Origin of the sequence: Aeromonas tecta (genome assembly GCF_000820185.1) — a bacterium.
In the GTDB taxonomy this organism is placed as follows: domain Bacteria; phylum Pseudomonadota; class Gammaproteobacteria; order Enterobacterales; family Aeromonadaceae; genus Aeromonas; species Aeromonas tecta.
The window spans coordinates 1-13975 of the sequence record NZ_CDCA01000027.1 but is presented as its reverse complement, the minus strand read 5'-3'; the positions used below and the strand labels follow the sequence as shown (position 1 = coordinate 13975).

The window sequence follows — 13975 nt, the reverse complement described above, 5'->3', positions numbered from 1 at the left end:
AACCGGCCGCGAGGGCCGGTGAAACAGTTCAGGCTTGTCAGGTGACAAACGCACCCAGCGGATGAGAACCGGTTTCAATTCCTTATGAAGACCCGCCCTCTTGAGTACGTGCAATCACAGTACACCAGGGTCACTGAATTGGGGCTGAATCAAGCTGAAATCGTTTTCTCTGCCCGACATCAGAGCCGGATCCCGAGGGACTGGCGCAGATAGGCCCCGGCCCCGAGCAGACCCGGTCCCTCGTGAGTAATGAGGAACACGGGGATGTCTTTCAGGTAAGACTTGAAACGCCCCTTATCTTCAAACGATACCCTAAAGCCTGATCCGAGGAAGAACTCCTGGAAGCGGGGCACTATGCCACCGGCGATATAGACGCCGCCGAAGGTGCCCAGATTGAGCGCAAGATTGCCGGCAAAGCGTCCCATCAGCACGCAGAACAGGCTTAAGGTGCGGCGACAATCGAGGCAAGAGCCGGCCAGCGCCTGCTCGGTAATGTCTTTGGGTGCCAGCGCCTCTGGCTCACGGCCATCGGACTTCACCAGGCCGCGGTAGATGTTGACCAGACCCGGGCCGGACAGCAGCCGCTCCGCCGAGACATGGCCGAGCTCGGCGCGCATCACCTGCAGCACCGCATCTTCTTCTTCGCTGTTGGCGGCAAAGTCCACATGACCGCCCTCACCCGGCAGGCTGAGCCACTGCTCGCCAGCCTGCACCAGATGAGCCACCCCGAGGCCAGTGCCGGCCCCGTAGATGGCGATGGGTTTGTCGGCCACCGGCGCCGCGCCACCCAGCTGGATGCGATCGCCCTCTTTCAGCACGGGAACGGCCATGGAGACGGCGGTGAAATCATTGATGACCTGCAACCGGGTCAGCCCCAAGTTGGCCTGCATCTCGCTGATGGAGAATTCCCAGCTGTGATTGGTCATGGCGACCCAGTCGCCGTTGATCGGGCAGGCAATGGCGATACAGGCCTCGCCAACCTTGGCGCCATGTTCTGTCAGATAGAGGCTAATCACCGCCTCCAAGCTGGGATGAGCCAGACCGGAATAGGTCTTTGCCTGGGAAATGGCGCCGGTCGCCAGCTCACAGAGGGCCAGCCTGGCGTTGGTGCCGCCGACGTCGCCGACCAGCGCATGGGTATGCTGCATAACAAACTCCTTCGTTACCGACTCGGGGCGGCCCTTACCGTCCCGACATTGTTATTTGGCAAGGATTCTACCCGAGCCCATCCCCTGTTCGTCTGTTTGTTGAATGCAACTGTGCGCCCGCTCACAGTGTTGTTGCTTTGCAACATTTGTAAGCGTTTTCAGGGGCTGAATGAAAGTTTGTAACCCAAAAGACGAAATAATTAGACATGAGTCATACTTTACAGGGCCGAGATTAGTTTCGATAAGAGCTTGTCTTGTATAGTCATCAGGTTGATTGGAAACCTGTTTGACCGTGAATTTAGTACACAGACACTGAAGTTAAATTACAAAAATGCCTGGTGGTAATGATGAATACCCTCGATAAAATCACTAACAATTTAGAAAGTTTCAGTAAATCAGAGCGTAAGGTGGCTGAAGTTATCTTGGCGTCACCCCAGACCGCCATTCACTCCAGCATTGCCACCCTCGCCAAGATGGCTGACGTCAGTGAACCGACCGTCAATCGTTTCTGCCGCCGCCTCGACACCAAGGGTTTCCCTGACTTCAAGCTGCACCTGGCCCAGAGCCTGGCCAATGGCACGCCCTATGTGAATCGCCATGTAGAGGCAGAAGACGGCCCTGACACCTACACCGCCAAGATCTTCGAGTCCACCATGGCCTGCCTCGATGCCGCCAAGAACAGCCTGGACATCTCCGCCATTAATCGTTGCGTCGACATCCTGACCCAGTCCAAAAAGATCAGCTTCTTCGGCCTGGGTGCCTCCTCCGCCGTGGCGCGCGATGCCCAGAACAAGTTCTTCCGCTTCAACATCCCGGTGGTGAGCTTCGAGGACATCGTCATGATGCGCATGAGCTGCATCAACAGCAGCGAAGGGGATGTGGTGGTGCTGATCTCCCACACCGGCCGCACCAAGGCGCTGGTCGAGATAGCGGCGCTAGCCCGTGAAAACGACGCCACCGTCATTGGCATGACTGCCAAGGACTCCCCGCTGGCGCGCGAATGCAATCTGGTGCTCTCCATGGATGTGCCGGAAGACACCGACGTCTACATGCCGATGGCCTCTCGCATCGCCCAGCTGGCACTGGTGGATGTACTGGCGACCGGTTTTACCCTGCGCCGCGGCATGAAATTTCGCGAAAACCTGAAGAAAGTCAAAGAAGGTTTGCGCGAATCCCGCTTTGATACCCCGCATAATTCCTGAACCTTCGGGGGCCTGGCCCCCGGCTGTCTATGCCACCAGGCTTGGTGTAGTATTGTAATTTAATAACATAAGGCCACTCAGATGGCCTTCAAGCAGGCGCCATGCTACGCGCTTGACGGGGCAGTATTTCAAGTCATATCAACTTCACATTGGAGTCTTTCATGCCAAGACGTACAAAGATTGTAACCACACTCGGTCCGGCGACCGATCGCGACGGCATCCTCGAGGGGATCATCCGCGCCGGTGCCGACATGGTGCGGATGAATTTCTCTCACGGCACTCCTGAAGATCATATCCTGCGCGCCACTCAGGTGCGTGAAATCGCCGCCAAGCTCGGCCGTCATGTCGCCATCATGGGTGACCTGCAAGGCCCCAAGATCCGTGTTTCTACCTTCAAAGATGGCAAAATCTACCTGGCCATCGGTGACAAGTTCATTCTCGATGCCGCGCTCGGCAAGGGCGAAGGCTGCCAGGAACAGGTCGGCATCGACTACAAGAGCCTGCCAAACGACGTGGTGCCCGGCGACATCCTGTTGCTGGACGACGGTCGGGTACAGCTGAAAGTCGAGCAGGTCGAAGGCACTCGCATTCACACCTCAGTGACCGTGGCGGGCCCTCTCTCCAACAACAAGGGCATCAACAAGAAAGGCGGCGGTCTCTCCGCCCCGGCCCTGACCGAGAAGGACAAGGAAGACATCAAGACCGCGGCTCGCATGAACGTGGATTACCTGGCCGTCTCCTTCCCCCGCAATGGTGACGACTTGCGCTACGCCCGTGAACTGGCCCGCGAAGCCGGCTCCAACGCCAAAATCGTGGCCAAGGTCGAGCGCGCCGAAACCGTCGCCACCGACGAAGCGATGGAAGACATCATCCTCGGCTCCGACGCCGTCATGGTGGCCCGTGGCGATCTGGGGGTCGAGATCGGTGACCCCGAGCTGGTGGGCGTGCAGAAGAAGCTGATCCGCCACTCCCGTCGTCTGAACCGGGTGGTTATCACCGCGACCCAGATGATGGAGTCCATGATCAATGCCCCGCTGCCAACCCGTGCCGAAGTCATGGATGTGGCCAACGCCGTGCTGGATGGTACCGATGCTGTGATGCTCTCCGCCGAAACCGCCGCCGGCCAGTTCCCCATCGAGACCGTCACCTCCATGGCCAGCGTCTGCGTGGGCGCCGAGAAGCATCCTAGCCTGAATGTCTCCAACCACCGCATGAGCTACACCTTCACCTCGGTGGAGGAAGCCGTCGCCATGTCCACCATGTACGCCGCCAACCATCTGGAAGGGGTCAAGGCGATCGTGGCACTGACCGAGTCTGGCACTACCCCGCTGCTGATGTCCCGCATCAGCTCCGGCCTGCCGATCTTCGCCATGTCTCCCCACAACAAGACACTTGCCTGGACCAACCTCTACCGTGGCGTCACCCCTGTGCTGTTTGACGGCGACGAGAGCAAGCCGGTCTACGAGGTCTGCCGTGAGGCGCTGGATGCCCTCAAGGCCAAGGGTCTGGTCCAGAGTGGCGACATGGTGCTGCTGACTCACGGCGACAAGATGGAAATCGTAGGCAGTACCAACACCTGCAAGGTGATGATGGTCGAGTAAGTGCCCATCAACATCGACAAAAACGGCTCCTGCGGGAGCCATTTTTTATGACTTTCGATCCGTCTTAGCCGCGAAATAGCTTCACCCTGTAACCCAAAGTCTAGGCTTCCTCACGCCCAGCGGAGCATGGTTTGTTCTCTCAGCGGCCAAGATCGAAGTGATCTGCCGACAGGTCCCGGCCAGTGAAAATTTTGCCTCCTGCCCAAGGGGGAAGGCATTGCATCGAACGGGAATGAATCGACGTTGCGATGCTTGGTTAAACAATAAAAAAAACCGGCCACATGGGCCGGCTTTTTCAGTTCAGACTCAGACTCAGACTCAGACTCAGACTCAGACTCAGGCAGCGTGTACCGCCGGGGCTGGTTGAGACAGTCCTTCCAGCTCACCCGGGGCGAAGTTATCCACCTGAATGGCCTCGTAGCGCAACGCATCGGCGGCCAGCAGCTTGTCGGCCTCATCCTTGCTCAGGATGGACTGGGACAGCGCGGCGGCTACCAGCTCGGGCAGTGCCATCTTGCGCGGCAGCTTGCCCTCTTTTTGGGCCTGCACCAGCTTCTTCTCGATGGGCTGTACCGCCACCATGGCCTGGAAAGCACGCTCCATCTGACCCACAGGATCCGACTCATCCTTGCCCACATAGCACAGGGCAGTCAGACGGTCACGGAACTCGCCCGGCTTCATCATGGCGTGGCAGATAGCGTGGCAGCGATCGTCCGCCGGCATCTGGTAACCGACACCGAACGGGAACACCACCCGCTTGAGCACGGCGCCCATCACCTTGTTCGGGAAGTTCTGGAAGAAGCCCTCGAACGCCTTGCCAATCAGGTAGAGATTGCGCTCCACCGCGTACTGCACGAACGGCAGATCCGAGACCATGCGGCCCTGATCCTCGTAGTGCTTGAGGGTGGCGGAGGCCAGATAGAGGTGACTCAGCACGTCCCCCAGACGGGCGGAGATCATCTCCTTTCGCTTGAGATCGCCACCCAGCATCAGCATCGAGACGTCGGCACAGAGCGCCAGTCCTTTACTCATGCGTGACAGCTGCTTGTAGTAACGCGCCGTCTCGCCGCCGACCGGGGAGCCGTTGAACTGACCCAGGGTCAACCCCTGGAACAGGGCGCCGAAGAAGTTGCCGGTGCCGAACGCAACGTGCTTCATCAGCAGCGCATCGAACTTCTCGAGGCCGCGCTCCACGTCGGTGTCGGCCGCTGCTTCCAGCTCGGCAAATACATAGGGGTGACAGCGGGTCGCTCCCTGACCGAATATCATCAGGTTGCGGGTCAGGATGTTGGCCCCTTCCACCGTGATGGCGACCGGAATGCCCATGTAGGCGTAACCGGTGTAGTTCTTCGGCCCGAGCTGAATGGCTCGACCGGCGTGGATGTCCATGGAGTCATCCATGATCTGTCGTGCCATTTCGGTCATGTGGTACTTGGAAATCGCCGTGACAATGGCCGGTGCCTGGCCCAAGTCCAGAGAGCCAGCGGTCATGCGACGGGCCCCTTCCAGCTGATAGGTCAGGCCACCGATGCGGGCCAGCGCCTCTTGCACCCCTTCGAACTTGCCTATGGACATACCGAACTGCTTGCGCACATAGGAATAGGCGCTGACGGTGCGGCTCGCCATGTGACCACAGGCGGTACCGAGCGCAGGCAAGGAGATACCGCGACCGGCAGAGAGACATTCGACCAGCATGCGCCAGCCACGCCCCGCGTATTCTGGGCCACCGATGATCCAGTCCAGCGGAATGAACACATCCTTGCCGAAGGTCGGACCGTTCAGGAACGCCAGCCCCATGGGGTAGTGGCGATCGCCGACCCGCACACCCGGATGGCTGGTGGGGATCAGGGCGCAGGTGATGCCGATCTCTTCCTTGTCACCCAGCAGTTTCTCCGGATCGTACATCTTGAACGCCAGCCCCAGCACGGTGGCACGCGGTGCCAGGGTAATGTAGCGCTTGTTCCAGTTCAGGCGGATGCCGAGCACCTCTTCACCCTTGTACATACCCTTGCAGACGATCCCCTTGTCCGGGATGGCGCCAGCATCGGAGCCCGCTTCCGGGCCGGTCAGGGCGAAACAGGGCACCTCTTTGCCATTGGCCAGACCTGGCAGCCAGAAGTCCTTCTGGGCCTGGGTGCCGTAGTGCATCAAAAGCTCGCCCGGGCCGAGCGAGTTCGGCACCATGACGGTGACCGCCACGCTCAGGCTCTTGGTCGCAATACGGGTAACGATGGTGGAGTTGGCGATGGCGGAGAACTCACGACCACCGTAGGATTTCGGGATGATCAGGGCGAAGAAACCTTCCTTCTTCAGATAGTCCCACACGGGTTCGGGCAGATCCTTGGTCTCGTTGACGATCTTGAAGTCGTCCACCATGGCGAGCAGGGTCTCGACCTGATTGTCGATGAAAGCCTGCTCCTCGGCGCTCAGGGTCGCCTTGCCGTAGCCATGCAGTTTCTTCCAGTCGGGGTTGCCGCGGAACAATTCGCCATCCCACCAGACGGAGCCGGCTTCCATGGCCTCCCGCTCGGTGGCCGACAGGGGCGGCAAGATCTTCTTGAAGATGCCGAACACGGGACGGGTTACCACCTTTTTACGGATGGCGGGCACGCCGAGCACAACGGCTATCGCCAGCACCAGCAGGACAAGCAATGTGATCATACGAAAGTTCCTTTTATTTCACTGTTTCCGTTGATTATTGTTAGCTATTACACGGCCAGGGATAACCTGGTCGACTCCACGGGCGCACCGACACCGGACGCCAGATAAGGAATAACGTTGCGCACCAACCCTTCCACATCGAGTTGCTGACCGAAGTCGGCCTGGGCGATGTCACGCAGCGCATCGGCAGACGCCATGGTGAACACGACTGTGCCCAGGGTGAAGTGCAGGCGCCAGAACAGGTCTGCCGGCGACAGGGCCGGGTTGGCCTTGGAAATGGCCTGGGTGATCCGCTGCAGGGTCGGCCCATAATGGGTGGTGATGAAGCGGCGCAGGTGGCCTTGGCTATCGATGTAGCCACGCCCCAGCAGTTGCATGAAGATGGCCGGGCCGTTGGTGCGCACCGCCACCAGCTTCATCAGGGGATCGACGAAACTCTCGAACACCTGCAGCAGGTTCAGCTGCTCCTGCGCCATCAGGGTATGCAGGCGCTCATCCAGCTCCGGCATGAACAGGCTAAGGTAGCGATCGAGCACCGCCTGAATCAGCTCTTTCTTGGAGCCGAAGTGGTAGTTGACCGACGCCAGGTTGACATCGGCCTCACTGGTGATCAGACGCAAAGAGGTATCGGCAAACCCCCGCTCGGCGAACAACACCTCGGCGGCATCGAGAATACGGTTTTTGGTATCGATTTTACTCACTGGACACCTCACTTAAACGAATGTTTAAAAAGTACGTTTCATGCCCAGACATGTCAAGGGAATGTGAACAGGTGTTGGTGAAATGTTTTAATCAAAAAAGAGGGAACAAGGCGGGAACTTAGCAGGGGATCTGAACTCTATATCTATGCCACTGCAATTAAACATTAAGTCTCGCCCAACCTGCATCATGCTAGTTGGGCATTTTTTTATCTGGCGAAGGACGATGACAGCTCTTTTCGAAGCAATTTAGCCAAAAAAAACCGCCGCAGGGAGCGACGGTGGGGAAATCGGGTCGAATCATCCAGTTACGACCCCTCGATGAGAGTTCAGGCTTGCATCGATGGGCTCATCCTCGCAGGCAAAGATGGCCAGACTTTGTCAGTTCCACCAGAATTTGTGACAAAGTATGGCAAGTCACATACATGGCCCGCCCCCGCCAATCTTGCTATGCTGGCGCCTCATGCCAGAGGGGAGAGAAGATGAAGTATACGGTCGATACCCACACGCACACCGTCGCCAGCACCCACGCCTACAGCACCATTCATGATTATCTGCCGATCGCCAAGGCCAAGGGGATCAAGCTGTTTGCCACCACGGATCACGGCCCCGACATGGCCGATGCCCCCCATTTCTGGCACTTCGTCAATCTGCACGTGCTGCCCAGAGTGGTCGACGGGGTCGGCATCCTGCGTGGCATCGAGGCCAACATCAAAAACATCGCCGGCGAGATCGATTTCCCCGAGCGCTACGAGTCACGGCTCGACATGATCATGGCGGGGTTCCACGAGCCCGTGTTTCCTCCCTGCGATCAGGCCACTCATACCCAGGCCATGATCAACGCCATCAAGAGTGGCCGGGTCGACATGATTAGCCACCCTGGTAACCCCGCCTTCCCCATCGATATCCAGGCCGTGGTCAAGGCCGCCGCCGAGTACAGAGTCGCGCTGGAGATAAACAATTCCTCCTTTAGCCACTCCCGCCCCGGCAGCGAAGGCAACTGCCGCGCCATCGTCGAGGCGGCGCGTGATCTGGGTGCCTATCTCACCTTCGGCTCCGACTCCCATGTCGCCTTCAGCCTTGGGGATTTCGAACACTGCCACCGGCTGGTGACGGAGGCGGGTTTCCCCGAGGAGCGGATCCTGGCGCGCTCCCCCCGCGCCCTGCTTGAATTCCTCGAGAGCCGTGGACGCGCCCATATTCCGGAGTTTGTCGATCTCTGAGCCGTGTCCGTAACTCCATGAGCTGATTCATAAAACCGGCTCAGGCTCATTGACTTGCCCCGTTATTTTCGGGAATCTAGCAAAAGGCCGGTATAGCTCAGTTGGTAGAGCAGCGCATTCGTAATGCGAAGGTCGGGGGTTCGACTCCTCTTACCGGCACCAGATATAGCAAGGCTCGCAGCGATGCGAGCCTTATTAATTTTTGAGACGGGCTAACACCGGGCTAACATCAGCCCCGGCGTACAAGTGGCATCGGCATACCTGTCAGTTGTTCAGTCGGCTGCTGAATCAGGCAGGTTCGCACCAGCTCAAGATCCCGGCACCCCAAGCCAAGCGTCGCAATCCTGCATGGGCACTATCACCAGACTCCGCTTCTCATCCCCTGGCTTGTGCATCCGTCGCAGCAGCGGGTGCGTGTCGGTGTTGATCGTGAGTTGGGAGATGCTGAAGGTGTAGCCCTGCTCCTCCTGCCACGCTCACCAGATGCCGGCAACTACAAAGGGTCTGCCATCGACCATGCTGATTCGCCCGCACTCGGCCTTGCCACTCTAGTAGCAGGGCTCGAAGAAGCCGAGCATCGGCACCAGACAGAGCTTTCCATGCTGCCAGACGCGGCAGTAGGTCGGCTTCTCACCCACTGTCTCGGCACTGGTATTCATCGTGGCATAATACCTATCGCCGGACGGGATCTTCCATTTCAGCACCAGCCCATAGCTGGCGATCCGCACCTGTCGCTTGCCGTCGTGCTGGATCGGGATCGGTGCCTGATAGTCCTGCCACACCTCCTCTTCCCAATCGTAACCAGGGCCATCACCGCCGAAGCATTCCTCCAGTACCGCTTTTGTCGTCGGGATGTAGTTGATGTACATGGGCGACACCTCCGTTGAAACAGCGACTACACCATCTGGCCAGCACCATCCCGCATAGCGCCTCATCGCTGCCCTTCTGTCACATCTAAAGGGGGAGCTGCTGGGAAAGTGCGCGGGGTGCAACAAACGCAGCCCATGAACGCGGTCCCCAACCACTCGGCGAGGAACGGCCACTGTGGCATCAAAAAGGCCCCCTATAAGCGTTAGCGTACAGACAAGCTCGCGGAGCCGGTGGAAGATGGTCGCCATAACAGACCGGCGGCTAACAGAGCCGTCCGTCTGATATATGGAGCAGTCGTTGGATATGTCGCCAGCTCTGCCGTCGAGCAACAACTATCCGGGCTTACGCGTTGGGGACCGGGTCGGGATCAGTCGCAGCCTCATGGCCGATGACTGAAGACACCCTGACGTATTGATCAGTATCAAGAGGTAATCCCATGAAGAAGATCCATGGTTTAGCACGAGGCGCTGTGACAATGGTCATGCTGTTTGGCTTGGCAGCTTGCTCCGGCATGTCGCAACAAGACAAGAGTACCGCCATCGGGGCCGGTATTGGCGCCGTCGGAGGTTCGGTGCTGACCGGAGGCAGTGCGGTTGGTACCGTGGGTGGGGCCGTCGTCGGTGGCGTAATTGGCCATGAAATCAAGAAGTAGGACTCCCTTGCCCCTCATCACCCAACGCCCGGTTCACCGGGCGTTGTTATATCCATGGGCCGCGATCCCATAATGTGGTGTGGGGTCGAGAAAGACGGGGCCGGGCACCGACAGGTTTTTCAGGAGGCGTGCAGATGGGACTGGATGATCAAAGACCACCTGTAGGGGTGGCCCATGTCGTATTGCCGACCGACCGGATGCAGGACTCCACCCGCTTTATGCGCCGACTCGGCATGAGGCTCCTCTTCGAGGGACCCGAGATCTCAGTCCTGGAGATGCGCGGCGGCACCCACCTGCTGCTGATGCGCCGCGACCAGATCGAGGCGAGAGCAGCCCCCTTCGATCTGATGGTCGACGATCTGCATGAGACCCACCGGCACCTGAGCGCCCTGGGGCTGGCCCCCTCACCCATAGAGGCTCGCCCCGCCATCGGCCACGAGCTGTTTACCCTGCGCGAGCCCGCCGGCCATCTGCTCACCCTCTTCTCCAGCCATGCCTCTGGTAAGCCCATATGACAAAGGCCTGCCCCTGATATCGCCACCCTAAGCAAGCGGCGTGATCGGCCACCGTGGTGAGCGCCTGATACCAGCCCTGTTACCACAGGACAGCTGACACTCTGCGGATCAGTGAAGGGGTACTACCTCTTTAGCTTCATTGGCTCAGATCTTGTCAGGGATATAATGAATTCCTCCCATAGGCAGCAGGGGCCTGCCATGAGCAGAAAATCCGGGGCAATTCACACAACCCACCAGCATAAATAAAAACCAGAACACAGTGACAGCAGAAAAATAGCCCCTTACCGTCATTCATTTTTATATGTGTCTTAGCGAACCGACAACCCTCATCCAGCCCTTCATAGTCTCCGTATGTGCAGAAACTTCGATTGCAAGAGAGCCCGTCCCTGGCCCCTTCATGATGCCTTGACAGGTAAATCATGAGCCTTCATGCCTCTTCAGCGAGCTGCAGACAATGGAGCAAGCATGCCTATTTCAAACCGGGAACAGAGCGAATTGATGTCTCATGATGGCCCTCAAGGGCAGCCCGATGAGTAGCTGGCTCGCCAGGCTGTTTGGTCATCAAGCACTTTGGCAGAATGACGTGCCAATCCGTGAAGAGCTGTTCGGTATCGAGCGGTTGGAACTCCACGCCATGACGTTGGCAGCAGCGCAAGCTGTCACGACCCAGCCCATTGCGGTGCAACCGCTACATCGTCGTTTGAAAGAAAATGAGACTGTCTTGCTCGCTGCCTACCAAGCCAGCGCGGACGAGCTGGAGCAGGGGCGCGAACTGACTCATGCGGCTGAGTGGTTCCTCGATAATTATCACCTGGTCGAAACCCAGATCCAGGAGGTCCGCAGCAGTCTTCCCCGCGCTTACTACCGCCAACTGCCAAAGCTGGCAGCAGGGCCACTGGCCGGTTACCCCAGGGTCTTCGGGATTGCTTGGGCTTTCGTTGCACACAATGACAGTCACTTCGACCCCGAGATCCTGAGCCGTTTCATCCAGGCTTATCAACGGGTACAACCACTGACCATAGGCGAGCTGTGGGCCGTCTCCATCACCCTCAGGATCGTCCTTATCGAGAACCTGCGCCGTCTCGCCGAGCAGATCACGCTCGCACGGCGCATCAGAGCCGATGCAGATGCGCTCTGTTCACGGCTCCTTGTCTCTGCCTCCGCCTTATCCGCACTAAACGAAAATATTGCCGCACGCGCCGACAGCCCTCTCTCTGAGCTGTTTGCCGCCCAGTTGGCCAAACAATTACGGGATCAGGATCCATTGACCACCCCTGCCCTCGGCTGGCTGGAAGAGCGACTCTCTGCGCAAGGATCCTCGGTGGAAAAGGTGGTGAGACATGCACAACAGCGACAGGGGGCCTCTAACGTCACTGTCCGCAACATCATCACCAGCATGCGCCTCATCTCGGACATCGACTGGAGCGATCTGTTTGAGGAGATGAGCCTGGTAGACCAGCAGCTACGGAGTGGCAGTGACTTTGCCAGCATGGATTTCGCCACCCGCAATCTCTATCGCTGTGCCATCGAGCAATTGGCCAGGTTTTCTCCCCATGACGAGTTGGCCGTCACGGCCAGCGTCTTGGCCGCCACTACGCAGGCGACCCATGCCACCCCGGACGACATCCAGCGAAGAGCACAGGATCCCGGCTATCACCTGGTTGCCGAAGGGCGGTTTGCATTGGAGAACGCGCTGGATTTTCGCCCGCCACCAAGGCTTCGCCTGCACCGAATCCACGCCAGACTCGGCATTGTGGGCTATATCGGCATCATCGCCCTGCTGACGATCTCCTTGCTGGCACTCACCTATGGCCTCCTCAGGGGGCCGGAGCGCGACTCCCTCTGGCTCATCCCCTTCATCCTGTTCGCAGGCTTGCCCGCGCAGGGGGCGGCCATCGCCTTGATCAACAGCCTCCTGGGCGGTCACCTGGTGCCAAGGCCTTTACCCGCCATGGATCTCCACCACGGAGTGCCCTCCTCTTTGCGTACCCTGGTGGTCATCCCCACCCTGTTAACCTCTCAGGCCGATATGCGGGCTCAGGTCGCCCAACTGGAGGTGCATCATCTGTCAGGGATCGGTGGCGACCTCACTTTTGCCCTGCTCTGTGATGGTATGGATGCCGACCAAGAGAGCATGCCCGATGACGACGCCCTGCTGGCCAACACCCGTCAGGCCATTGCCGAGTTGAACCGCAAACATGGCCCGGGGCCTGCTGGCGAGCGTTTCCTGTTGCTCCATCGCCAGCGTAGGTTCAACCCAGGCGAGGGCTGCTGGATGGGGTGGGAGCGCAAGCGGGGCAAACTCCATGAACTGAACCGCTTGCTGCGTGGCGCCACCGATACCAGCTTCATGGCACCCGATGGGCAGCCACCCGCAGTCCCGGACGCGGTGCGCTATGTGATTACGCTGGATGCAGACACCCGCCTGCCCCGGGATACCGCCAGCCGGCTGATTGCCAAGATGGCTCACCCTCTCAACCGGGCTTGTCTGGATGCGGGTCACCAACGCGTCACTCAGGGGTACGGTATTCTCCAGCCACGGGTCACCCCCTCGTTGCCAATGGAACAGGATGGCTCCTATTACCAGTGGATCTATTCAGGGCCCGGTGGCATGGACCCTTACGCCGCCGCCTCCTCGGACATCTATCAAGACCTGTTTGGCGAAGGTTCTTTCACCGGGAAAGGCATCTACGACGTCGATGCCTTCGGTGCCGCCCTGGAGGCGCGTGTGCCAGAGAACAGCCACCTGAGCCATGATCTGTTCGAGGGGATTTTCGCACGGGCAGGCCTGGCAACCGATATCGAGGTCGTCGAGGAGTTCCCCTCCCGCTATGACGTCAGTGTCAAGCGCCAACACCGCTGGACAAGAGGCGACTGGCAACTGCTGACCTGGATCTGCCATATCCGACGCGGATCGGATGCCCTGCCCCTCGTCGGACGCTGGAAGCTGTTTGATAACCTCTGCCGTTCGCTGTTGCCCCCCAGCACCTTTTTGGCGCTGCTCGCGGCCTGGCAACTGCCACTGGATACCGGCATCACGGCGACGCTGCTGCTCCTTGCCGGGCTGGCGCTGCCGATCTTCGTGCCGCTGCTCTTCGATCTGCTTCCCCACAGACGGGATATTTTATGGCGCCATCACCTGGGCAAGATAGGCAACAACCTGCAACGTGCCGCCATGCAGTTGCTGCTCAGCCTGGCCTTTCTGGTCGATCAGGCCTGGCGCATGACAGATGCCATAGTGCGCACCCTGTTTCGCTTGTCTTTCTCCCATCGTCACCTGTTGGAGTGGACCACGGCGGCGCAAACTGCCGGGGCGCCCCGCCTGGCCTGCGCAGGGTTTTATCGGCTGATGGTGGCGGGGGTGGTGCTGGGGATGGGGGCGAGCGCCATGACGCTGCTCAGTAC

10 protein-coding genes and 1 tRNA gene are annotated in these 13975 nt (G+C 59.1%); 7 read left to right on the top strand and 4 right to left on the bottom strand.

Annotated elements, in window-relative coordinates; genetic code table 11:
* Nucleotides 1-179: 179 nt before the first annotated feature.
* The gene (gene glk, locus BN1137_RS11385) at nt 180-1148 is read right to left on the bottom strand and encodes a glucokinase (protein WP_050718723.1); all 969 of its coding nucleotides are present in this window, start codon (nt 1146-1148) and stop codon (nt 180-182) included.
* Nucleotides 1149-1495: 347 nt separating this feature from the next.
* Between glk and BN1137_RS11380 the strand changes: the two genes are divergently transcribed.
* Nucleotides 1496-2350, top strand: coding sequence for a MurR/RpiR family transcriptional regulator (locus tag BN1137_RS11380; protein WP_170176012.1), 855 nt, complete (start codon nt 1496-1498; stop codon nt 2348-2350).
* Between the two features lie 161 nt (nt 2351-2511).
* Nucleotides 2512-3951, top strand: coding sequence for a pyruvate kinase (gene pyk, locus BN1137_RS11375; RefSeq protein ID WP_050718722.1), 1440 nt, complete (start codon nt 2512-2514; stop codon nt 3949-3951).
* Nucleotides 3952-4287: 336 nt separating this feature from the next.
* On the opposite strand, the gene BN1137_RS11370 is transcribed toward pyk, so the two are convergent.
* Nucleotides 4288-6612 carry an acyl-CoA dehydrogenase gene (locus tag BN1137_RS11370; RefSeq protein WP_050718721.1) on the bottom strand — a complete coding sequence of 775 codons (2325 nt, stop codon included), beginning with the start codon at nt 6610-6612 and terminating at the stop codon, nt 4288-4290.
* Nucleotides 6613-6659: 47 nt separating this feature from the next.
* Nucleotides 6660-7313 carry a TetR family transcriptional repressor PsrA gene (locus BN1137_RS11365; RefSeq protein WP_050718720.1) on the bottom strand — a complete coding sequence of 218 codons (654 nt, stop codon included), beginning with the start codon at nt 7311-7313 and terminating at the stop codon, nt 6660-6662.
* A 479-nt stretch (nt 7314-7792) separates the two neighbouring features.
* On the opposite strand from BN1137_RS11365, the gene BN1137_RS11360 reads away from it, so the two are divergent.
* Both BN1137_RS11360 and BN1137_RS11355 read left to right on the top strand, forming a co-directional pair.
* A complete protein-coding gene (locus BN1137_RS11360; protein ID WP_050718719.1) occupies nt 7793-8533 on the top strand; it encodes a phosphatase in 741 nt (246 codons plus the stop codon).
* Nucleotides 8534-8619: 86 nt separating this feature from the next.
* Nucleotides 8620-8695, top strand: a tRNA-Thr gene (locus BN1137_RS11355).
* A gap of 386 nt (nt 8696-9081) precedes the next feature.
* Here BN1137_RS11355 and BN1137_RS22725 read toward each other — a convergent pair.
* Nucleotides 9082-9402 carry an SOS response-associated peptidase family protein gene (locus BN1137_RS22725; RefSeq protein WP_050718718.1) on the bottom strand — a complete coding sequence of 107 codons (321 nt, stop codon included), beginning with the start codon at nt 9400-9402 and terminating at the stop codon, nt 9082-9084.
* A gap of 476 nt (nt 9403-9878) precedes the next feature.
* On the opposite strand from BN1137_RS22725, the gene BN1137_RS11345 reads away from it, so the two are divergent.
* The 3 genes from BN1137_RS11345 to BN1137_RS11335 form a co-directional block, all read left to right on the top strand.
* The gene (locus BN1137_RS11345; RefSeq protein WP_231553657.1) at nt 9879-10055 is read left to right on the top strand and encodes a glycine zipper 2TM domain-containing protein; all 177 of its coding nucleotides are present in this window, start codon (nt 9879-9881) and stop codon (nt 10053-10055) included.
* Between the two features lie 134 nt (nt 10056-10189).
* Nucleotides 10190-10570: a VOC family protein gene (locus BN1137_RS11340; protein ID WP_050718716.1), complete on the top strand. Its 381-nt coding sequence runs from the start codon at nt 10190-10192 to the stop codon at nt 10568-10570.
* A gap of 505 nt (nt 10571-11075) precedes the next feature.
* Nucleotides 11076-13975, top strand: a 2900-nt coding sequence (locus BN1137_RS11335) for a glycosyltransferase family 2 protein (RefSeq protein ID WP_232306934.1), incomplete at its 3' end; no start/stop codon positions are given.